This is a genomic window from Hydrogenophaga sp. PBL-H3 (assembly GCF_010104355.1).
Taxonomy (GTDB): Bacteria; Pseudomonadota; Gammaproteobacteria; order Burkholderiales; family Burkholderiaceae_C; genus Hydrogenophaga.
Window position 1 is genome coordinate 1,957,411 of sequence record NZ_CP044972.1, and the last position, 19,416, is coordinate 1,976,826.

Annotated in this window: 21 protein-coding genes; 10 read left to right on the forward strand and 11 right to left on the reverse strand. The window is 66.9% G+C overall.

The annotated features are described in order from the left end of the window. Positions 1–40 precede the first annotated feature (40 nt). The gene (locus F9Z44_RS09075; protein WP_159605421.1) at positions 41–1,240 is read right to left on the reverse strand and encodes an ABC transporter substrate-binding protein; all 1,200 of its coding nucleotides are present in this window, start codon (positions 1,238–1,240) and stop codon (positions 41–43) included. 259 nt (positions 1,241–1,499) lie between these two features. Here F9Z44_RS09075 and F9Z44_RS09080 point away from each other — a divergent pair, with 259 nt between their 5' ends. From F9Z44_RS09080 to F9Z44_RS09095, 4 genes are read left to right on the forward strand one after another with little or no spacing between them, the layout of a single operon-like run. Beyond that, entirely contained in the window at positions 1,500–1,919 is a 420-nt protein-coding gene (locus F9Z44_RS09080; RefSeq protein WP_159605423.1) for a nuclear transport factor 2 family protein, read from the forward strand. An 11-nt stretch (positions 1,920–1,930) separates the two neighbouring features. Then, positions 1,931–2,854, forward strand: a complete 924-nt coding sequence (locus F9Z44_RS09085) for a polysaccharide deacetylase family protein (RefSeq protein ID WP_159605425.1) — start codon at positions 1,931–1,933, stop codon at positions 2,852–2,854. 8 nt (positions 2,855–2,862) lie between these two features. Then, positions 2,863–4,065: an amidase gene (locus tag F9Z44_RS09090; RefSeq protein ID WP_236574304.1), complete on the forward strand. Its 1,203-nt coding sequence runs from the start codon at positions 2,863–2,865 to the stop codon at positions 4,063–4,065. Next, positions 4,049–4,807 (forward strand): GntR family transcriptional regulator, encoded by a 759-nt coding sequence (locus F9Z44_RS09095; RefSeq protein WP_159605429.1) that lies wholly within the window; start codon positions 4,049–4,051, stop codon positions 4,805–4,807. The genes F9Z44_RS09090 and F9Z44_RS09095 overlap by 17 nt, the downstream gene beginning before the upstream one ends. Here F9Z44_RS09095 and F9Z44_RS09100 read toward each other — a convergent pair. Both F9Z44_RS09100 and F9Z44_RS09105 read right to left on the reverse strand, forming a co-directional pair. Next, positions 4,796–7,210, reverse strand: coding sequence for a serine/threonine protein kinase (locus F9Z44_RS09100; protein WP_236574305.1), 2,415 nt, complete (start codon positions 7,208–7,210; stop codon positions 4,796–4,798). The genes F9Z44_RS09095 and F9Z44_RS09100 overlap by 12 nt on opposite strands. A gap of 16 nt (positions 7,211–7,226) precedes the next feature. Next, on the reverse strand, positions 7,227–8,213 hold the full coding sequence (locus F9Z44_RS09105) for an NADPH:quinone oxidoreductase family protein (protein WP_159605431.1): 987 nt from the start codon (positions 8,211–8,213) through the stop codon (positions 7,227–7,229). Positions 8,214–8,339: 126 nt separating this feature from the next. On the opposite strand from F9Z44_RS09105, the gene surE reads away from it, so the two are divergent. The 5 genes from surE (at position 8,340) to rlmD (ending at position 13,296) form a co-directional block, all read left to right on the forward strand. Further along, a complete protein-coding gene (surE, locus tag F9Z44_RS09110; RefSeq protein ID WP_159605433.1) occupies positions 8,340–9,140 on the forward strand; it encodes a 5'/3'-nucleotidase SurE in 801 nt (266 codons plus the stop codon). Between the two features lie 110 nt (positions 9,141–9,250). Then, on the forward strand, positions 9,251–9,964 hold the full coding sequence (locus F9Z44_RS09115) for a protein-L-isoaspartate(D-aspartate) O-methyltransferase (RefSeq protein WP_159608648.1): 714 nt from the start codon (positions 9,251–9,253) through the stop codon (positions 9,962–9,964). Positions 9,965–10,049: 85 nt separating this feature from the next. Continuing rightward, the gene (locus tag F9Z44_RS09120; RefSeq protein WP_236574306.1) at positions 10,050–10,916 is read left to right on the forward strand and encodes a peptidoglycan DD-metalloendopeptidase family protein; all 867 of its coding nucleotides are present in this window, start codon (positions 10,050–10,052) and stop codon (positions 10,914–10,916) included. A gap of 12 nt (positions 10,917–10,928) precedes the next feature. Continuing rightward, positions 10,929–11,714, forward strand: coding sequence for a 3'-5' exonuclease (locus F9Z44_RS09125; protein WP_159605435.1), 786 nt, complete (start codon positions 10,929–10,931; stop codon positions 11,712–11,714). A gap of 100 nt (positions 11,715–11,814) precedes the next feature. Next, positions 11,815–13,296: a 23S rRNA (uracil(1939)-C(5))-methyltransferase RlmD gene (rlmD, locus tag F9Z44_RS09130; RefSeq protein ID WP_159605437.1), complete on the forward strand. Its 1,482-nt coding sequence runs from the start codon at positions 11,815–11,817 to the stop codon at positions 13,294–13,296. Positions 13,297–13,314: 18 nt separating this feature from the next. On the opposite strand, the gene F9Z44_RS09135 is transcribed toward rlmD, so the two are convergent. Both F9Z44_RS09135 and F9Z44_RS09140 read right to left on the reverse strand, forming a co-directional pair. After that, positions 13,315–13,659: a hypothetical protein gene (locus F9Z44_RS09135; protein ID WP_236574307.1), complete on the reverse strand. Its 345-nt coding sequence runs from the start codon at positions 13,657–13,659 to the stop codon at positions 13,315–13,317. A gap of 138 nt (positions 13,660–13,797) precedes the next feature. Beyond that, positions 13,798–14,493, reverse strand: a complete 696-nt coding sequence (locus tag F9Z44_RS09140; protein WP_159605439.1) for a Bax inhibitor-1 family protein — start codon at positions 14,491–14,493, stop codon at positions 13,798–13,800. 249 nt (positions 14,494–14,742) lie between these two features. Here F9Z44_RS09140 and F9Z44_RS09145 point away from each other — a divergent pair, with 249 nt between their 5' ends. Continuing rightward, positions 14,743–15,150 (forward strand): GlcG/HbpS family heme-binding protein, encoded by a 408-nt coding sequence (locus F9Z44_RS09145; RefSeq protein ID WP_159605441.1) that lies wholly within the window; start codon positions 14,743–14,745, stop codon positions 15,148–15,150. A 100-nt stretch (positions 15,151–15,250) separates the two neighbouring features. Here the strand turns inward: F9Z44_RS09145 and hemP are convergent, their stop codons facing one another. The 6 genes from hemP to F9Z44_RS09175 all read right to left on the reverse strand — a co-directional run bounded on the left by hemP (position 15,251) and on the right by F9Z44_RS09175 (position 19,394). Next, complete coding sequence (hemP, locus tag F9Z44_RS09150; protein WP_159605443.1) at positions 15,251–15,448, reverse strand: hemin uptake protein HemP; 198 nt, start codon at positions 15,446–15,448, stop codon at positions 15,251–15,253. Further along, the gene (locus tag F9Z44_RS09155; RefSeq protein ID WP_159605445.1) at positions 15,445–15,855 is read right to left on the reverse strand and encodes an ExbD/TolR family protein; all 411 of its coding nucleotides are present in this window, start codon (positions 15,853–15,855) and stop codon (positions 15,445–15,447) included. Before F9Z44_RS09155 ends, hemP begins: the two co-directional genes overlap by 4 nt. Before the next feature lie 14 nt (positions 15,856–15,869). Then, a complete protein-coding gene (locus F9Z44_RS09160) occupies positions 15,870–16,616 on the reverse strand; it encodes a MotA/TolQ/ExbB proton channel family protein (protein ID WP_159605447.1) in 747 nt (248 codons plus the stop codon). A gap of 27 nt (positions 16,617–16,643) precedes the next feature. Further along, complete coding sequence (locus F9Z44_RS09165; protein WP_236574308.1) at positions 16,644–17,378, reverse strand: energy transducer TonB; 735 nt, start codon at positions 17,376–17,378, stop codon at positions 16,644–16,646. 205 nt (positions 17,379–17,583) lie between these two features. Further along, positions 17,584–18,711 (reverse strand): alpha-hydroxy acid oxidase, encoded by a 1,128-nt coding sequence (locus F9Z44_RS09170; protein WP_159605449.1) that lies wholly within the window; start codon positions 18,709–18,711, stop codon positions 17,584–17,586. Next, complete coding sequence (locus F9Z44_RS09175) at positions 18,708–19,394, reverse strand: Fe2+-dependent dioxygenase (protein ID WP_159605451.1); 687 nt, start codon at positions 19,392–19,394, stop codon at positions 18,708–18,710. The genes F9Z44_RS09170 and F9Z44_RS09175 overlap by 4 nt, the downstream gene beginning before the upstream one ends. Positions 19,395–19,416: the final 22 nt, after the last annotated feature.

The following is a 19,416-nucleotide window of genomic DNA, read 5'->3' on the forward strand; positions in this document are numbered from 1 at the left end:
GGGGGCAGCGACCCGCGCAGCGGCGGAGCGTGGGGGCTCGTTAGTTCGTGGTTCCGACCGGAACAATCCTGTTGTCGATGAACTGGGCCCAGACGTAGTCATCCGATGTGACAGCGTCGTGCACCGTGGGGGTGAACGGCTTGGTGTAGGTCTTGATCAGGCCTTCGTACCTCTCGATCTTGTAGAAGCCCTGGCGCACCGCCTCACCCTGCGTGGAGCCGGCAGCCTGGATGGCCAGCGCGGCGAGGTGCGTGGCGTCGTACGCGTTGGCCACGCCCACGGCGGGTGTGATATCGGCGGGGGTTTTCACATTGGGGTACTTGGCCATCATGGCCTTGACCACACGCTCGCCGACCGGGCCTTGTTTGCCGAAGAAGCTGTAGGTCTGCACAAAGTGGACCTCTTTGGCGGTCGGGCCGGCGAGTTCGGTGAAGCGGCCACCGGCGGGGCCCCAGTGCGAGACCACCGGCACCTTCCAGCCCATGCGCTCCAGCGACTTGACCACCTGCGCCGAGGGGCCGACGTTGCCGACCATGAACAAGGTGTCGGCGCCCGCGGCCTTCAGGCGCGTGAGCTGCGGGACCATGTCCACGTCGTTGGCTTCAAACTTCTCCACGCCGGCGGGCACCACGCCCTTGGCCGCCATGGCGGCCTTCAGGCCTTTTTCGTTGCTCTCGCCCCAGGGGTTGTTCACCAGGATGAGGCCGGGCTTGGCCGCCTTGAAGGTCTTCTGCGCGTAGGCTAGCATGCCCACGTCCACGATCTCGTCCACCGCCGACACGCGAAACGCATAGTTGGTCTCGGCGCCGTTTTTGGTGATGCCGGTGCCCGCGGCCCATGGGCCCATGAACGGCACCTTCTCCTGGTTGATCAGCGGCACGATGGCCATCGACACGGGCGTGTCCAGACCGCCGAAGACCACCGCCACTTTTTCGCGGTAGATCAGTTCGCGCGCGGCGATCACACCCTTGGCCGGGTTGGCCTCGTCGTCGCGGCGCACCAGTTCCAGCTTGCGTCCGCCCAGCAGGCCGCCCTTGGCGTTGATCTCGTCGATGGCGATCTGCATGCCGCGCGTGATGGACTCACCGGCCAGGGCCGACTGGCCCGAGAGCGCGGTGACCAGGCCGAGCTTGATGGGCTCGCCCGACTGGGCCAGGGCCTGGCCAGCGAGCGTGGCACCGGCGAGCGCGAAGCCGGCAGCGAGCAGGACGCGGCGGGTGGATTGGACAGATGAGGACATGGCAGGACTCCAGAAGAAGTGAGGAAAGGGCAACGGGGATTCGGGCGGCAGGGGTGCCGTCTTGGCAGCCTCTGTTTGCAAGTGCCGTGCCAGCCGTGTCGCCAAGACTTGCTTTGGTATGTAGACACTGTGAAAATCAAATTGTTGACAATCTGGCACGTGTCTTGCACGCACTTTGAGCGTGCATGCACCCGGCTCCGGTCGCTGACCAAGGCGGTGCACGATTCCTCAACACGGTGCATTTTTTGTGGAGAAGCCGATGTCCGAAGCGCCTTTGCAGTCCCTCTCGCCGGCCCAGGTGGTCGACGAATTCCTGCGCATCATCATGATTCCCGACCCGGCCGGCGCTCGCCGTTTCACCGCGCCCGGTCTGCGCATCCGCTTCACCGGCGGGCGCGCCATGAGCGACCCGGCCGAGTGCTCGGCCTTCAACGCCACGCGCTACCGCTGGGTGAAAAAACGCATCGAGCGCACCGAGACGGTGGCCGGCGGCACCGACGCCGAAACCGTCATCTACAGCATCGGCACCCTGCACGGCGAATGGCCCGACGGCACACCGTTCGAAGGCAACCGCTACGTGGACCGCTACGTGGTGAGCTGCGGCCTCATCACGCAGATGGAGGTGTGGAACGACAGCGCCGAGTGGCTGCTGGTGCGCGCTGGCCTGGAAACGCTGTGACGGAAACCACCATGCCTGCCCAGTACCTTGGACCCTTGCCCGACCACGGGCGCTTTGCCTACCGCCCGATCACGCGCCGGCCCGACTACCGCTGGCCCAACGGCGCGCGCCTGGCGGTCTACCTGGGTTTCAACATCGAGCATTTCGCGTTCGGTGAAGGACTGGGCGCCGGCATCGGCCCGGCCTCGCCGCAGCCCGATGTGCTCAATTACAGCTGGCGCGAGTACGGCAACCGGGTGGGCGCGTGGCGCTGCCTCGACCTCTTCGACCAGCTCGGTCTGCCCACCGCCGCGCTCATCAACACCGCGCTGTACGACCACTGCCCCGAGCTGGTGGCGGCCTTCGTGGCGCGGGGCGACGAGCTGGTGGGCCATGGCCACAGCAACGCCGAGCGCCAGGGCGTGTTGGCCGAGGCTGCCGAGCGCGAACTGCTGGTGCTGTGCCGCGAGCGCATGAAAGCCGAGAGCGGGGCCGACGCGAAAGGTTGGCTCTCACCCTGGATTTCCGAGAGCCGCAGCACGCCGGATTTGCTGGCCGAGACCGGCTACACCTACACGCTCAACTGGTGCCACGACGACCAGCCCATGCGCATGCGCACGCGCGACGGGCGGGGCCTGTGGGCCGTGCCGTATCCGCAGGAGCTCAACGACATTCCCATGATCGTGGCGCGCCAGATGGACGCCAAGGACTTCGCGCAAATGATCATCGACAACACCGACGAGATGCTGGAGCAGGCGCGCACGCAGCCGCTGGTGCAGGGCATCGCGCTGCACCCCTACCTGGTGGGCCAGCCCTACCGGCTGCGCCACTTGCGCCGCGCCCTGCAGCACCTGTGCGCGGCGCGCGACCGCGGCGACATCTGGTTCACCACGCCGGGCAAGATCTGCGAGTACGTCAATGGCCTCGCGTTGAACGATCCCTCTTCCTTCGCATGAAAGCCGACATGAGTTTTCTCATCAAAGACACCGTTGGCGCCTGGGTGCCGCACGGCCGTTTCGTGATCGCGCCCAGTGCCAGCGGCCCCTTGAGTGGTTTGACGTTTGCCGCCAAGGACGTGTTCGATGTGGCCGGCCACCCCACCGGCGCGGGCAACCCCACCTGGCTGGCCACGCACGCCGTGCCCACCGAACACAGCCCGGTGGTGGCCCAGCTGCTGGGCGCCGGCGCCACGCTCATGGGCAAGGTGCTCACCGACGAGCTGGCCTACAGCCTGCACGGCGACAACGCGCACTACGGCACGCCCATCAACAGCGCCGCGCCCGAGTGCGTGCCCGGTGGATCGTCCAGCGGCTCGTGCGCCGCGGTGGCAGCCCACCTGGTGGACTTTGCGCTGGGCACCGACACCGGCGGCTCCACCCGCGTGCCGGCCAGCTACGCCGGGCTCTGGGGTTTGCGCACCACACACGGCCTGGTGTCGGCACAGGGCCTTGTGCCGCTGCACCCCGCGTTCGATACCGTGACCTGGCTGGCGCATGAGAGCGCGACCTTCGAGCGTGTGGGTGCCGTGCTGCTGCCGCCCAGCGACTTTGCGCCCACGCGCGTGCTGGTGCCGAAAGACGCGTGGGACCTCGCCGACCCGGTGTTTTTCGAGCCGCTGCAGCGTGCGCGCGACGCCTTGGCCACGCTGCTGCACACGGAGCCGTACACCCTGCGCGTGGCCGGCAACACACCGCTGACCGACTGGCGCCAGACCTACGCCACCGCCGGTGCGTTTGAGGGATGGGCCACCCACGGTGCCTGGATCACCGAGCACCAGCCGGCGTTCGGCGCGGCCATCGGGGCGCGCTGGAAAGCCGCCAGTGCGGTGACCGATGAAGCCGCCGTTGCCGCGCGGGCGCAGGCCGCCACCGTGCGCGCACAGGTCAGGGCGCTGCTGGGCAGCGACGGCGTGGCCGTGTTGCCTTCAGCCGCGAGCCTGGCGCCGCGCCGCGACGCCGACCCCGCCGCCGTGGACGCGGTGCGCCTGCGCACCATGGCCATCACCTGCATCGCCGGGTTGGCCGGCCTGCCGCAGGTGAGCCTGCCACTCAGGCTGCACGGTGGCACCGCGCTGGGCATCTCGCTGCTCGGCCCGGCGGGCAGCGACCTGGCGCTCATCAGACTGGCGGTGCAACTGCAAGGAACGCTGAATGCCCAAGACCGCTGAACCCCCGGCCCGCCCGCGCCGTGCCCCCACCGCGCGCGCCAAGGCGCTGCCGCCCGCTGCAGAACCCAACGACGACGACGTGGAAGAGCGCATCTACCGCGCCGTGTTCGACAGCGTCATGAGCCAGCGCCTGGCGCCCGGCACCAAGCTGCCCGAGGCGCCGCTGTGCGAGTTGTTCGGCGTGAGCCGCGCGGTGGTGCGCAAAGTGCTGCAGAAGCTCGCGCACGACCACATCGTGCAGCTGCGGCCCAACCGCGGCGCCATCGTGGCCGTGCCCACACGCGAGGAAACGCAGCAGATCTTTGAGGCGCGCCGTGCGCTGGAGGCTGCCATCGTGCGGCTGGTGGCCGAGCGGGCCACGCCCTCGGATCTCAAGGCCCTGCGCACCCAGTTGAAGCAGGAGCATCAGGCGATGCACCGTTCGGACCAACCGTCGTGGGCGCGCCTGGCCAGCGCCTACCACCTGCGGCTGGCCGAGCTCTCGGGCAATGCCATCTTGCAGCGCTATTTGATCGAGATCGTCTCTCGGTGTTCGCTCATCGTGGCAGTGCACCAGCCGCCGGGCAATGCGGCTTGCGAGCACGACGAACACGAGCGCATCGTGGACTGCATCGCGCGCGGAGACGCCGACGCGGCCGTGGCGCTGATGGACCAGCATCTGCGCGATCTGGAGCGCCACCTGATGCTGGAGCGGCCCGCCGAACCGCACGGGCTCGCGCAGATGCTGGGGCTAGGGTCTTGACTGGCGAAACGCCATCACCGCCTGGTTGCGCAGCGTCTTTAGCAGGGCGAGTTCCTTCTCGTCCAGCGCGATGTCGGAAGCACTCGCCTTGTCAGCGTAGATCAGGCCGAAAGGCGTGCCCTTGAGCTGCAGGGGCAGCAGAAGGAAGGCCGGCGCGTTGATCTGGCTGCGGTACCACACGGGCAGCTTCTGCGCCACGTTGGGCACGCTGGCATCGCGGATCAAGGTGTCCAGGCCCTTGTTGCACACCATGCCGAAGAGGTCCTGCGCGTCCTTGAGCGGGACGCGAAACAGCTTGGCCACCGAAGCGGCGTCGTCGCCCAGGCCAAAGCGGCCCGTGAGGCTTTGCGTGGCCGCGTCGCGCAGGCAGAACAGCACCCGGCGAAAACCCAGCGCGCGGTACATGGTTTCCAGCACCATGCGCAGCACGTCGTTGAGCTCGAAGTCTTCCACCATGGCGTTGGTGATGTCCTGGATGCCGGTGGCCAGCAGCTCGGCCGACACCAGGCGCGGCGGGGCCGATGGCTGGACGACCTCGGGCGCGTCGGGCGCATGCTCGGCCGTCAGTTCCAGGGGCTGCAGGGAGTCGGCGGGCAGGACCTTGAGGGGTGCGGGGCGCAGCAATCTGGCGGCGGGGGAATCGCCGGCCACCTGCACACCCATGGCTTCGGCGGTCTGTGCGAGTTTTTCGCGTGCGGCCAGCGCCGTGGCCTGGATGTGTCGGCTGTCCAGCCCCAGGCCGCTGGCGTAGCGGGTGGACAGGCGCGCGAGTTCGCGCGCCAGCGCATCGCCTTCCTTGTGCAGGAAGGCGTCGGCCATTTCGTTGGACGCCAGGCACAACCAGCGCAAGCGCTCTTCGGTGTCGGCGGGCGTGCGCGTGGGTGGGTTGCCCGCCGGTTTGCGCATGAGGCGCTGGATGCTGGCGGGCAGGTCCCACACGCGCGCCACACCCAGACCCAGGTCTTCGCAGGTCATGCCCAGCACGGCCAGGGCCGCCACGTCCTCGCTCTTGCCGGCGGCCACGCCCTGGCGCATCTGCTGCGCCTCTTCGGGAAAGTAGAACTCGGTGAGCAGGCGGCCCAGGTTCTGGAACAGCGACCCGATGAACACCTCTTCGCCCTCGCGCGCGAGGGCGCACAGATCGCTGGCCAGCGAGCCGGCCAGCAGCGCACGCAGGAACTCGGCCTTGAGCAGGTTGGCGTGTGCCTTGTTCTGCATGTGTTCGAGCAGCACCAGGCTCATGGCGATGTTGCGGATACCCACAAAACCAATGAGGCTCACCGCGCGGGACACCGTGCTGATGCTGCCACCGCCAGCGTGTGCGAACTGCGCCGTGTTGACCAGGCGCAGCAGCTTGTTGGTCAGGGCCACGTCTTTGAGGATCTCGCTGGTCAGCGAGTTCAGACTTTCGTTTTCCGACGAGGCCATGCTCTGCACGCGGCCGATGGATTCGGACATGGCGGGGAAATCGCTCTTGTGGCGCATGCGCCGCAGCAGGAAGCCCAGCGTGGCGTGGCTACCTTGCGGCTCTGCAGCGCTGGTGTTGTCTTGCTGCTTTGCCTGCCAGTTGCGCAGGTCCTGGGCGAGCGCCTGCGCACTGCCGATGCGCTTGCGCGCGTCGCGCGCCAGCGCGCGCATGAGCAAGGTGCGCAGCGCGTCGTCCACCTCGTGCACGCTGTCCTGGGGCAGCACCAGGTCTTCGTGGGTCACGCGGTAGATCGCACGGTAGGTGTCGCTGCCGTCCACCAGCGGCTTGCCGAACAGCATTTCGGCGAGCACCAGTGCGGCTCCAAACACATCGCTGGTGGCGGTGGCGGCCTGCCCGGTGGCGGCTTCTGGCGACAGGTAGCCCGGCGTTCCCTGAACCGTGCTGGCATCCGCGTCGGAGGTGCCCATGCGCGCTGCGATGCCGAAGTCGGTGACCTTGGGGCGCAGGTTGCGGTCGAGCAGGATGTTGGAGGGTTTGAGGTCGCGGTGCACCACCCCGGCGGCGTGCGCCACCTGCAAGGCATCGAGCACCGGCAGCATCAGGGCCACCGCGTCTGCCGCGGGCAGTGCACCGGTGTCCTGCAGGTGCCCGGCCAGCGTCTGGCCCGACACGTATTCGAACACCAGCGAAGGCTGACCGTCGATGACGTCGGCCTCAAACAGCGTGGCGATGTGTGGGTGCGACAGCCGGGCCACATGGCGCGCTTCGCGCAGCCAGGGTTCCATGGCGGCACCAGCGCCCGGACGCACCCCCTGCATCACCTTGATGGCAACCAGCCGGTCCAGGCGCGGGTCGTGGGCGAGCCACACCGTGGCGTGCACCCCCTTGCCCAGCACTTGACGCAGCTCGTACCGGCCCAGGTACTTCGGGTGGTTGGGGCGGCCGCTGGGGCTGGGGGATGGGGTTGCTTTCACATGGCTCCGGCGGGGTTCAGTTGACCATCACGAGCTTACCCTTGACCGAGCGCGATCCCATGATCGCGTAGGCCTTGTGCAGCTCGCTCATGGGCAGGGTCTGGTCGATCACCGGTTTCACCTGGCCCTTGGCGTACATCACGGCCAGCGCCTGCATCATCTCGGCATTGGCCTTGGGTTCGCGGCGCGCGAAGTCGCCCCAGAACACACCCACGATGCTGGCGCCCTTGAGCAGGGTGAGATTCAGCGGCAGGGCGGGAATGGGGCCGCTGGCAAAACCCACCACCAGGTAACGGCCGCGCCAGGCGATGGAGCGGAACGCGGGCTCGGCGAAATCGCCGCCCACCGGGTCGTAGATCACGTCGGGGCCTTTGCCGTCGGTGAGCTGCTTGATCGCATCGCGCAGGCCTTCTTTCGGCGTGTGCACGCTGTAGTTGATGGTGGCGTCGGCGCCGAGCTGTTTGCACAGCTCGCACTTCTCGTCGCTCGACGCGGCGGCGATCACGCGCGCACCGGCGGCCTTGGCGATCTGGATCGCCGCCGTGCCCACGCCACCGGCCGCGCCGAGGATCAGCACGGTCTCGCCGGCCTTGAGCGCCGCGCGGTCCATCAGCGCATGCCACGAGGTGGCGTAGATCATGATGAAGGCGGCTGCGTCCACCGCCGGAAAACCGGCAGGCAGTGGCATGCACAGGGCAGCGGGTGCGATCGTGTGGGTGCCGAAGCCACCGGTGCCGCTGAGGCACGCCACGCTCTGGCCCACCTGCAGGTGTTTCACACCGTCGCCCACGGCGCGCACCACACCAGCGTATTCGGAACCCGGCACGAAGGGCAGGGCGGGCTTCATCTGGTACTTGTTCTGCACGATCAGCAGGTCGGGAAAGTTCAGGCTCGCGGCCTGGATCTCGATCAGCACCTCGCCCGCCTTGGGCTCGGGCGTGGGCAGCTCTTTCCAGGTCAGGGCGTCAACGCCCACGGGGTTTTCACAAAGCCAGGCGTGCATGCCATCTCCTCGGTTGAACGGTTCTTGATCGCCCCATGATAGGCAGCGCAGGACCCCGCCTTGAAGCGGGTAAGCCCGCTGTCTGTCTCAAGCGTGACCGGCATGATCCCACCTAAAATCGGGGCAATGAAAATACTCATCTCCAACGACGATGGTTACCAGGCGCCCGGCCTTTTGGCGCTGTACGAAGCCCTCAAGGGCCTGGCCGATGTGGAGGTGGTGGCCCCCGAGCACAACAACAGCGCCAAGTCCAACGCGCTGACCCTGCATTCCCCTCTGTATGTGCACACCGCGCACAACGGCTTTCGCTATGTCAACGGCACGCCCGCCGACTGCGTGCACATCGCGCTCACCGGCCTGCTGGGCTACCGGCCCGATCTCGTGGTCTCGGGCATCAACAACGGCGCCAACATGGGCGACGACACCATCTATTCAGGCACCGTGGGGGCGGCCATGGAAGGCTACCTGTTCGGCATTCCGGCCATTGCGTTCTCGCAGACCGAAAAGGGCTGGGCGCACCTGGACGATGCCGGCCAGATGGCGGCGCGGCTGGTGTCGCAACTGATGCCCTCATTGCAAAACGGGCCGCCCGGCGACCCCTGGCTGCTCAATGTGAATATCCCCAACCGGCCACTGGCCGACATCCTGGGCTTCAAGGTCGCGCGACTGGGTCGGCGCCATGCGGCCGAGCAGGTGATCTCGCAGACCAACCCACGCGGCGACACGATGTACTGGATCGGCAGCGCCGGCAAGGCCAAGGACGATGCCGAGGGCACCGACTTCCATGCCGCCGTGCAGGGCTACGCCACCATCACGCCGCTGAAAGTCGACCTGACCGACCACGAACGGCTGGCGTACTGGGCACCGACCGCCGCCAGCCTGTCGTCTCCGGCGGTGCTGCAAGCCGCGGCCGGAGTGAATTCTTGAAAGACGGCGGCAAGGCACGTCCGGGCTTTCCGGCCAAGCTGCCGGTCGCGCCCCACCCGCCAACGGTGCGCAAGCCGGTCGCACGGGTGTCGCAGCCCGCACTGACGCCCATGCAACCAGTGCCGCGCCCGGTCGTCAAGCCCGTGCCGGCGCAGAGACCTGTGGTGTCCAGTGGCGTGGGCATGGACTCGTCTGCGGTGCGCGCGGCCATGGTGCGCAAGATCCAGGCGCAAGGCGTGAGCCACGCGGGCGTGCTGGCGGCCTTGCAGGCGGTGGAGCGCCACCGGTTTGTCGACACCGCGCTGGTGAACCAGGCCTACGAAGACACGAGTCTGCCCATCGGCCTGGGCCAGACCATCTCCAAGCCCGGCGTGGTCGCCCGCATGATCGAGCTGCTGTGCGCTGGCCACACCGCCAGACTCGGGCGGGTGCTGGAGATCGGCACCGGCTGCGGCTACCAGGCCGCCGTGCTGGCCCACGTGGCGCGCGAGGTCTACAGCATCGAGCGCTTGCGTGGCCTGCACGAGAAAGCGCGCGAGAACCTTCGTGCCTTCCGCGTCTCCAATCTGCACTTGTTGTTCGGTGACGGCATGCTGGGGTATGCCAAAGGTGCTCCTTATGCCGCCATCATTGCCGCCGCCGGTGGTAACGACATCCCCCAGGCCTGGATTGATCAGCTGGCGGTGGGGGGGCGGCTGGTGGCGCCGGCCGTCACGGCGGCAGGCAGGCAAAACCTCGTGGTGTTGGACAAAACGGCTACCGGCGTGGTTCGCACGGAGCTGGAGGCCGTGTTTTTTGTGCCTCTAAAATCGGGCATCGCATGAATGTCCCGTTGCCCTGAGCAGCGGCAGCATTTTTTTTCATTCGGGGCCGCCCACTGGCGTGCCCCGGCAATGGTTGGGAGTTTTCATGTACATGCGTTTGTCCCAGGCATCGGGCCTGCCCCTTGAATCGCGTCGTTCCGCCTGGCGAGGGGCTGCGCTGCTGACCGTTCTGGCGGCTTTGCTGGTCACCGCGGGTTGTTCCACCCGGCGTGTGTCCGGACCCGCTCCGGTCGAAGACCGCGCCATGGGCCGGTCCACAGAAGCCGTGGTCCAGCCGGGTGCCGAGAATGCCGGCAAGCCCGGTTACTACACCGTGAAATCGGGCGACACGCTGTTTCGCATCGCTCTGGACAACGGCCAGAACTGGCGCGACATCCAGGCTTGGAACAGCCTGACCAACCCCAACGCGATCGAAGTGGGGCAGGTGCTGCGCGTGCAGCCACCGGCAGCCGCACCCCATGCGGCCGCCGTGGCGAGCACCCCCGTGAGCCCGGCTGGAGTCGTGGCGCGCCCCCTCACCGAAGCCGCGCCCGCTGCCGCCCCCATCCCGGCGCCTGCGCCCGCGCCTGCTTCGGCCGGCGCCGACGAACTCAATTTTGTGTGGCCTGCCCAGGGCACGGTGGTGTCCAGCTTCGACGAGACGACCAACAAAGGCGTGTCGATCGCCGGCAAGATCGGTGACCCGGTGCTGGCCGCCGCCGATGGCCGCGTGGTGTACGCCGGCGCTGGCCTGCGTGGCTACGGCAACCTGATCATCCTCAAGCACAACAACACCTACCTCACTGCCTACGCGCACAACCAGGCCTTGCTGGTGCGCGAAGACCAGGCTGTGCGCCAGGGTCAGAAGATCGCCGAGATGGGCAGCAGCGACGCCGACCGCGTGAAGCTGCACTTCGAGGTGCGCCGCCTGGGCAAGCCGGTCGATCCGATCGGTTATCTGCCCAAACGCTGAGCCGGGGCCACCATGGCCTGGCCCGTGCTCGTTTTCGACATCGAATCCATCCCCGACGTTGATGGCTTGCGCGCACTGCGCGGCGCACCGGCCGACCAGACCGACGAGCAGGTCTACGCGGCCTGGCTCGAAGAGCGCAAGACCAAGGGGCAGAGCGATTTCATGCCGCTGCACCTGCAGCGTGTGCTGGTGATCAGCTGTGTGTTTCGCAACGCCGAGGGGCTGCGCATCCATTCGTTTGTGGACCGCGACGGCCAGAGCGAAGGCAAGGTGGTGCAGACCTTTTTTCACGCGGTGGAGAAACACGCGCCCCAACTGGTGAGCTGGAACGGCGGCGGGTTTGATCTGCCGGTGCTGCACTACCGCGGCCTGCGCCACGGCGTGGAGGCGAGCAAGTACTGGGACCTCGGCGAGGACGACCGCGAGTTCAAGTGGAACAACTACATCAGCCGCTACCACATGCGTCACCTGGACCTGATGGACCTGCTGGCCATGTACTCGCCCAAGAACAACGCCCCGCTGGACGCCATGGCCAAGCTCTGCGGATTCCCCGGCAAGCTCGGCATGGACGGCTCGCAGGTGTACGCGCAGTTTCTGGCGGGGCAGACCGAGGACATCCGCCGCTACTGCGAGACCGACGTGATGAACACCTACCTCGTGTATTGCCGCTTCCAGAAGATGCGGGGCGGCTTGACCGAGGCCGAATACGAGCAGGAAATCGCGATGGTCAAGGAGACGCTGGGCAACCTGGCGCCCACCGAATCGCACTGGGACGAATATCTCAAAGCCTGGGTATAGGACCCCCACGCTCCATCACTGCGCGGGTCGCTGTCGCCTGAGAGGAATGTTTCGCCTTGGGACGGCCCGGTGGCGAAACGCGGCCTGAGACAATCGGGGCATGACAACCGCAGCCACCCTCCACGAAAACAGCCTCCTCACCACCGCCAACGCCGCGGCCCACGACGCACCCGAGAGCCCCTTGCCCGACGGCTGGCTCGCCGTGGAATCCCTGGACATCGATGCCCAGGGCATCGCCCGCCGGCCCGATGGCAAGGTGGTCTTCATTGAAGGCGCCCTGCCGTTTGAGCAGGTCAGCGTGAACGTGCACCGCAAGAAGAACAACTGGGAAGCCGGTGTCGTGTCGGCTGTGCACCACGAGTCTTCACAGCGCGTTCGCCCGGGCTGCCCGCACTTCGGCCTGCACGCCGGCGCATGCGGCGGCTGCAAGATGCAGCACCTGCACGAGTCCGCCCAGGTGGCCGTGAAGCAGCGCGTGCTGGAAGACAACCTCTGGCACCTGGGCAAGGTCCGCTCCGAGCGGATGCTGCGCCCGATCGAAGGGCCGGCCTGGGGCTACCGCTTCCGCGCGCGCCTGTCGGTGCGCCATGTGCACAAGAAGGGCGAGGTGCTGATCGGTTTTCATGAGCGCAAGAGTCGCTACGTGGCCGACATGAAGGTCTGCCCGGTGCTGCCGCCCCATGTGAGCGAGATGCTGATGCCGCTGCGCGAACTCATCTTCGGCATGGATGCGCGCGAGACCTGCCCGCAGATTGAGCTGGCCTGTGGCGATGAAGTCACGGCCATGGTTCTGCGCCACCTGGAGCCGCTGAGCGAGGACGACCTCAGCCGCCTGCGTGCATTTGCACAGCAGCACGGTGTGCAGTGGTGGCTGCAGGCCAAGGGACCGGAGACGGTCAAGCTGCTGGATGTGGACGGTCCCGTGCTCAGTTATGCCTTGCCCGAGTTCGGCATCACCATGCCCTTCAAGCCGACCGATTTCACCCAGGTCAATCCGGCCATCAATCGCGTGCTGGTCACACGGGCCTTGCGTCTGCTCGACGCTCGCAAGGATGAGCGCGTGATCGACTGGTTCTGCGGCTTGGGCAACTTCACCTTGCCGATTGCCACCACCGCCGGTGAAGTGCTGGGCATCGAAGGCAGTGAGGCGCTGGTGGCGCGTTCACGCGACAACCTCGCGTTGAACCAGGCCGGGCGCAGCGCTCCGCTGGCGCCCACGGCGTTTGCCGCACGCAACCTGTTCGAGATGACCCCGGGGCTGCTGGTGTCCGACGGATCGGCGCAAAAGTGGCTGGTGGATCCGCCTCGCGAGGGTGCATTCGCGCTGGCCAAGGCCCTGGCTGACCTGCACCAGAACCCGGCCCAGCGCGGTGGCTGGACGCCACCGCAGCGCATCGTGTATGTGAGCTGCAACCCGGCCACGCTGGCGCGCGACGCAGGCCTGCTGGTGCACCAGGCGGGTTACCGCTGCGTGGCGGCGGGCGTGGTCAACATGTTTGCGCACACGGCGCACGTGGAGAGCATGGCGGTGTTCGAGCTGGACCCGACACGGGTGCCCGGCCAGGACGCCGCGACCGAATAGGCGCGGGCCTGTTGCGGCTCAGGAGGTGCGCGCGGGCTTGCCGCCGTCGGGTGTTTTGGGGCCGGCGGCGGGGGTGGCTCCGGCCGGTGCGGGCTCGGCCGGCATGCCGACGATCGAGTTCTCGCGCATGTACTCGTCCATCTCTTTCCAGCCGGCGAACACAGCGGCCTTGCCGGCGCGCGGGTATCCGCCGAAGCAGTCCTCGATGCTGCGCACCGCATGGCGGCAGGCGCTGCCAATGGCTTTGCCCTCGGCTTCCTTTTTGGCAGCAACCTGACTGGCGCTCTCGACGCCGAGCGCGTCACAGCCCGCCAGCAGGCTGGCGGCACCAAGAAGGCAGGCGGTGAGGGCTGTGTGTCGCATGGTGTTTGGTGTGGGTTTCCAGTTGTTTCGGCGTCTTCCCCGAGAACTTGACACCTGATTGGCGACAGACGTGAACCGGCAAAGAAAAAGGACCCGAAGGTCCTTTTCCCGAAGTGCGCGCAGTGCGCAGCGAACGGCTTACTCGCGCTCGCCGCCAAACATGCCCAGCAGCATCAGCAGGCTCTGGAAGATGTTGAACAGGCTCAGGTACAGGCCCAGGGTGGCGGTGATGTAGTTGGTCTCGCCGCCGTCCACGATGCGTTTGAGGTCGTACAGCAGGTACAGGCTGAACACCACGATGGCGATGGTGGCAATGGCGGCCATGGCGGCCGGGCTGCCCACGAACACGTTGATGATCGCGCCGATCATGATGGCCAGGGCACCGACGAAGAGCCATTTGCCCATGCCCGAGATGTCGCGCTTGATCAAGGTCGATAGATTGGCCATGATGAAGAACACGCCGGCGGTACCGCCGAAGGCCGTCATGATCAGGCTGGAGCCGTTGCTGAAACCCAGCACCGTGGCGAGCATGCGCGAGAGCATGAGGCCCATGAAGAAAGTGAAGCCCAGCAGCACGGGCACACCGGCGGCGGAGTTCTTGGTCTTCTCGATGGCGTACATGAATCCGAAGGCGCCGCCCAGGAAGACGATCAGGCCCAGGCCACCGCCCAGGCTGGCGGTGATGCCGGTCTGCACGCCGATCCAGGCGCCCAGCACGGTCGGCAGCATGGACAAGGCCAGCAGCCAGTAGGTGTTGCGCATCACGTTGTTGCGTTGCGCATCGCTCGATACGGCGGTGCCGAAGCGGCCGCTGGTGTGGACTTGATCGGTCATGGTGGTGATCTCCTTCATCATCTGACACGTGGGGCCGGTGTCTGGGCATCGGAATGAGGCCCGACCGGTGGAAATGCATTGTAGGGTTCGGATGCTGCTCGGGCACAGCGAGGCGGAAACCGCATTTTTGGTAAGGTCACTTGTGACCTGACGGCCCTCAATGGTCGCGGTATCGTCCTGCATGCGTACTCGGGCGTTCACAATCCCGGTCTGCAATCTCCATCAGACACTCCAACAGGACTTGAGTTCATGAAAAACAAACCAACGCTGGAAAGCGCCGACGTCAAACTGATCGCTGCCGCTGCGGAGGCCGAAGCGCTGAAGAACAACTGGGCGGTCACCATCGCCATCGTGGACGACGGCGGTCACCTGCTGGGCCTGCAGCGCCTGGACGGCGCACCGGCGATCTCCTCGCACATTGCTCCGGCCAAGGCCCACACCGCAGCCATGGGCCGGCGTGAGAGCAAGGTCTATGAAGACGTGATCAACCAGGGCCGCATGTCGTTCCTGAGCGCGCCGTTCCTCTCGGGCATGTTGGAGGGCGGTGTGCCGATCATGAAAGACGGCCAGTGCCTCGGCGCGGTGGGTGTGAGCGGCGTGAAGTCGACCGAAGACGCGCAGATTGCCAAAGCGGGCATCGCGGCCATCGGACTCTGATCAAAAAAGACCTGGCTAACCGGGCGCAACGCCCCCTGGCTGGTCAAAAACGACACCCGGGAACGCTGAGTTCCCCGGGGTCGCCCCACGATTCAAAACACTATTTGGTCAGGATCAGCTTGCCCTGGCGTGTGGCCTGCAGGCGGTAGACGGATCCGTTGTGGCTGATCGTCACGGCCTTCTGGCCTCGAAGCAGCGAATCGCTCGAGAGGGCGGCCGAGGTGCCTTGTCTCGGGTCGGACCCGCGATCTGCCGGGGCTGGCTCCCGGTTGGGGTCCAGGCGAGGCTCGGTGGTCATGGCGCGGGCTCGGTGATGAAGCCGATCTTGCGCACGCCACTGCGCTGCGCGGTGGCCATGGCCTGGGCCACGCGCTCGTAGCGCACGGCCTTGTCGCCGCGGATGTGCAGTTCGGGCTGAGGCTCCCGGGCGGCCGCGGCCTGCAGGCGGGCTGCGAACTCGGCGTCTTCCACGCGCTGATCGTTCCAGAAATAGGCGCCATCGGCGTTCACCGACAGGCGGATGTTCTCCGGCTTGTCCTGCACCTTCTCCATGCTGGCCTGTGGCAGCTCGATGTTGACCGCGTGCTTGATCACCGGCACCGTGATGATGAAGATGATCAGCAGCACCAGCATCACGTCGATGAACGGGATCATGTTGATCTCGCTCATCATGTCGTCGCTGTCCTGTTGGGTTCCGATGGCCATGGTGTGGTTCCTCTTCAGGCTTTCTTCATCGGCAGCACCTTGCCATCACCACCCGCAGTGACGCGGGCGCCGGTGACGAAGTAGGCGTGCAGGTCGTGCGCGAAGCGGTTGAGCTGGTGGCTGATGCCCTTGTTGCCGCGCACCAGGGCGTTGTAGCCCAGCACGGCTGGAATGGCCACCAGCAGACCCAGCGCGGTCATGATCAGTGCCTCGCCGATCGGACCGGCCACCTGGTCGATGCTGACCTGGCCAGCCGCGCCAATGCTCAGCAATGCGTGGTAAATACCCCAGACCGTGCCGAACAGGCCCACGAAGGGCGCGGTGGAGGCCACCGAGGCCAGCACCGAGAGGCCGCTCTGGGCGCGCGCGGTGAAATCGTCCACGCTCTTGCGCAGCGAGCGCTCGACCCAGTCGCTCACATCCAGGCTGTCGTGCAGCTGGCGCTGCGGCGGCGAGCCGTTGTGGCCATCTTTGTGCAGGATATGGCGGGTCGATTCGCGGCCTTCCAGGGCCACGGCGCGAAACGGGTTGCCCTCGGCGTCACCGAGCTTGTCCAGGCCTTCGGCGAAGTCGGCGCTGTGCCAGAAGCCTTCAACGCCCTTGGCCTGGCGGCGCTGGGCGCGCTGGTCCAGCGCCTTCCACAGGATGATGATCCAGGTGGCCAGCGACATGAGCAGCAACACGATGGCCACCGAGCGGGTGACCCAGTCGCCCTGGGTCCAGACGTGGGCAATGCCCGAAGTTGCGAGTTGCGGTTCCATGATTTTCCTGACTCCCGTGTGCGGGGTTTATTCCAAAACAAAATTGATCGGCACGTTGAACCACATGGCCTCGGGCACGCCGGCGCGCTTGCCGGGCACGTAGCGCCAGCGCAGCACGGTCTGCACGGCCGTCTGGTCCAGGCGTTCGAAGCCGCTGGAGGTGCGCACCTCAGCCCGCGAGGCGGTGCCGTCCGCTTCAATGAAAACGCGCACCACGACCTTGCCTTGTTCACCCAGGCGCTTGGACAGCGGCGGGTAGGGCGGGCGCGGGTTGTTGAGGTAGTCGGCGCTGCTCGACGGCAGTTCGATGCGGGGTGGTGCCGGGGGCGCGGGCGGGGACGGTGGCGCCGCGGCCACCACCGGCTCCGTGGGTGTGGACGGCGCGGGCGGGCTGGGTGGCACCACGGGCGCCAGCGTGGAGGGTGCTGGCGTGGGTGTTGCCACTGGTTGCGGCACGGGCTGAGGTACCGGCTGCGGCCTGGGCCGGGGCGGCGTGGGGGCGGCCACCGGCGGGGCAGGCGCAGGAGTAGGAGCAGGAGGTTCGATCCGGGGTTGCGGCAGCTCGATGAGTTCGGCCATGACCTGCACCGGGATCACCAGTTCCACGGCGCGCTTGAGCAAGCCGCTCTGCAGTGCCCACAGGGCGCCCACGTGAAACGCAACCACCGCAAGCACGATGGCCAGACGGCGGTGCAGGCGGTTGGGCATGGCGTCAGGCAGGGAGGAGAAGGGCTGCGCCAGGGTGGCGCTGGACGGGTTCATCAGTTTAGCGGCGTGGGCTGTGTGTGTATCAGGCGCGAAAGATCCACCACACAGCACACAACATCAGGATCAGGCCAGTGCCGAAGGCGACGAGTCCAGTGGTCATGGTGTGCTCTTTCGATGGTGTGGATGGATACTGGATCGCGATGGTTCATTCTAAACGAGAATGCTTCGCATTTACACAAATAGGCGAAAAAAGGAGCAATCAACGGCTGTGCGCCTGGGCCCACAGCGCCCCTGGCGCATCGGCCAGGGTGCGGCAGCCGGTGAGCGCCATGGCAATCTCGAGTTCGTCGCGCAGCAGGCGCAGCACGTGTGCCACACCGTTGGCGCCCGCGTTGGCCAGACCGTGCAGCACGGGACGGCCGACCAGCACGGCCGATGCACCAAGCGCCATGGCCTTGAGCACATCGGTGCCACGGCGGATGCCGCCGTCCACCAGCACCGGTGCATCACCGGCAACGGCCTGCACCACACGCGGCAGCAGTGCGGCGGTGGCGGGCATGGTGTCGAGTGTGCGCCCACCGTGGTTGGAGACGATCACCCCGGCCGCACCGCAGGTCAACGCCTGGCGTGCGTCGTCCGGGTGCACCACCCCCTTGAGCAGCACGGGCAGGCGGGTGATGGAGCGAAGCCAGGCGATGTCGTCCCAGGTGGGCGCATGCGTGAGCAGACCGTCGAACAGTGCACTTTGGCCGGGCTGCAAGGCCGTGGTGGGTGGCAGGCGCATGCCATTCAGATTGACCGCCGACACGTGAGGCGGAAGCTCGAAGCCGGCGCGGCGCTCGGCATCGCGCGCACCATGGACCGGAGCGTCCACCGTGAGCACCAGGGCCTCAAAGCCGGCAGCCTCGGTGCGTTGAATGAGTTCCCGCAGGAAACCGCGGTCGGGCTGCAGATAGAGCTGGAACCACAACGGGCCGCGCCCGGCATCTGGCAGGTAGGCGCGCGCCACCTGTTCCAGCCGGGTGCTGGACTGGGTGCTGAGCACCAGTCCGGTACCGAGCGCAGCGGCTGCGATGGCTGTGGCCTGTTCGCCCATGGCGTGGGCCAGCGCCTGATAGGCCATGGGCGCGACCAGCAGCGGGTGGGCCAGCGTGCGGCCCAGCAGCTCGACGCGGGTGTGGCCACTGGCCAGGGGCCGCATCACCCGGGGAAGCAGAGCGATGTCTTGCCAGGCCCGTGTGTTGGCGCGCAGGGTGAGCTGGTCGGCGGCGCCGCCGTTGAAATAGGCCCGGACCGCTTCGCTCAGGCGCAAGCCGGCTTGGTGCTCATGGTCGGCGAGTGTGAACATGCCATCGGGCAAGGTGTCGGCGAGCAGGGAGGGGTTCATGTGTGGGCCCACAGGCGCAGGAGGTTGTGGTAAGTGCCGGTCAGGGCTGTGGCTTCCGAGGTTTCGCCGTGGCGCTTTCGCAGCGCGAGAAGGTTCATGTCGAGGTCGAACAGCAGGCGGCGGTGTTCGTCGCTGCGCACCATGCTCTCAACCCAGAAAAAACTCGCGATGCGCTCGCCTCGCGTGACCGGTTCGACGCGGTGCACGCTGGAGCCGGGGTAGATGACCATGTCGCCGGCGGGCAGCTTGATGCGCTGCTCGCCAAAGGTGTCCTGCACGATCAGTTCGCCGCCGTCGTAGCTGTCGGGCTCGCTCAGGAACAGGGTGCAGGAGATGTCGGAACGCACCCATTGCTGGGTGGCTTTGGAATGCAGCACGGCGCCGTCCACATGCGCGCCGTAGGCATTGGAGTCTCCGCTGTAGCGGTTGAACAGCGGGTTGAACACCTTGCGTGGCAAGGCGGCCGAGAAAAACAGCGGGTCGCGGTTGACTGCCGCCAGCACGATGCCGCGCAGGGACTGCGCGGCATCGCTGTCTTGAGCGAGTTGCTGGTTGTTCTTCTGACCCAGGGCCTGCACGCCCGCGCTGCTGCGACCGTCGATCCAGGCCGCCTGTGGGCCCAGCAGGGAGCGGGCCGTGTCGATCTCAGGGGCGGTGAGGATGTTCTTGAGGTGCAGCAGCATGGTGTGTCAGTGAGGTAGAGCC

Excerpts from the sequence above, each read along its gene's own strand:
- F9Z44_RS09170 (WP_159605449.1), bottom strand. The coding sequence starts at position 18,711 with ATGAACCCCTCCCTGCTCGCCGACACCTTGCCCGATGGCATGTTCACA.
- F9Z44_RS09140 (WP_159605439.1), bottom strand. The coding sequence starts at position 14,493 with ATGACCGATCAAGTCCACACCAGCGGCCGCTTCGGCACCGCCGTATCG.
- F9Z44_RS09115 (WP_159608648.1), top strand. The coding sequence starts at position 9,251 with ATGCAACCAGTGCCGCGCCCGGTCGTCAAGCCCGTGCCGGCGCAGAGA.
- F9Z44_RS09145 (WP_159605441.1), top strand. The coding sequence starts at position 14,743 with ATGAAAAACAAACCAACGCTGGAAAGCGCCGACGTCAAACTGATCGCT.
- F9Z44_RS09085 (WP_159605425.1), top strand. The coding sequence starts at position 1,931 with ATGCCTGCCCAGTACCTTGGACCCTTGCCCGACCACGGGCGCTTTGCC.
- surE (WP_159605433.1), top strand. The coding sequence starts at position 8,340 with ATGAAAATACTCATCTCCAACGACGATGGTTACCAGGCGCCCGGCCTT.
- F9Z44_RS09080 (WP_159605423.1), top strand. The coding sequence starts at position 1,500 with ATGTCCGAAGCGCCTTTGCAGTCCCTCTCGCCGGCCCAGGTGGTCGAC.
- F9Z44_RS09155 (WP_159605445.1), bottom strand. The coding sequence starts at position 15,855 with ATGGCCATCGGAACCCAACAGGACAGCGACGACATGATGAGCGAGATC.
- F9Z44_RS09090 (WP_236574304.1), top strand. The coding sequence starts at position 2,863 with ATGAGTTTTCTCATCAAAGACACCGTTGGCGCCTGGGTGCCGCACGGC.
- F9Z44_RS09135 (WP_236574307.1), bottom strand. The coding sequence starts at position 13,659 with ATGCGACACACAGCCCTCACCGCCTGCCTTCTTGGTGCCGCCAGCCTG.
- F9Z44_RS09105 (WP_159605431.1), bottom strand. The coding sequence starts at position 8,213 with ATGCACGCCTGGCTTTGTGAAAACCCCGTGGGCGTTGACGCCCTGACC.
- F9Z44_RS09120 (WP_236574306.1), top strand. The coding sequence starts at position 10,050 with ATGTACATGCGTTTGTCCCAGGCATCGGGCCTGCCCCTTGAATCGCGT.
- F9Z44_RS09175 (WP_159605451.1), bottom strand. The coding sequence starts at position 19,394 with ATGCTGCTGCACCTCAAGAACATCCTCACCGCCCCTGAGATCGACACG.
- hemP (WP_159605443.1), bottom strand. The coding sequence starts at position 15,448 with ATGACCACCGAGCCTCGCCTGGACCCCAACCGGGAGCCAGCCCCGGCA.
- F9Z44_RS09075 (WP_159605421.1), bottom strand. The coding sequence starts at position 1,240 with ATGTCCTCATCTGTCCAATCCACCCGCCGCGTCCTGCTCGCTGCCGGC.
- F9Z44_RS09125 (WP_159605435.1), top strand. The coding sequence starts at position 10,929 with ATGGCCTGGCCCGTGCTCGTTTTCGACATCGAATCCATCCCCGACGTT.
- rlmD (WP_159605437.1), top strand. The coding sequence starts at position 11,815 with ATGACAACCGCAGCCACCCTCCACGAAAACAGCCTCCTCACCACCGCC.
- F9Z44_RS09095 (WP_159605429.1), top strand. The coding sequence starts at position 4,049 with ATGCCCAAGACCGCTGAACCCCCGGCCCGCCCGCGCCGTGCCCCCACC.
- F9Z44_RS09165 (WP_236574308.1), bottom strand. The coding sequence starts at position 17,378 with ATGAACCCGTCCAGCGCCACCCTGGCGCAGCCCTTCTCCTCCCTGCCT.
- F9Z44_RS09160 (WP_159605447.1), bottom strand. The coding sequence starts at position 16,616 with ATGGAACCGCAACTCGCAACTTCGGGCATTGCCCACGTCTGGACCCAG.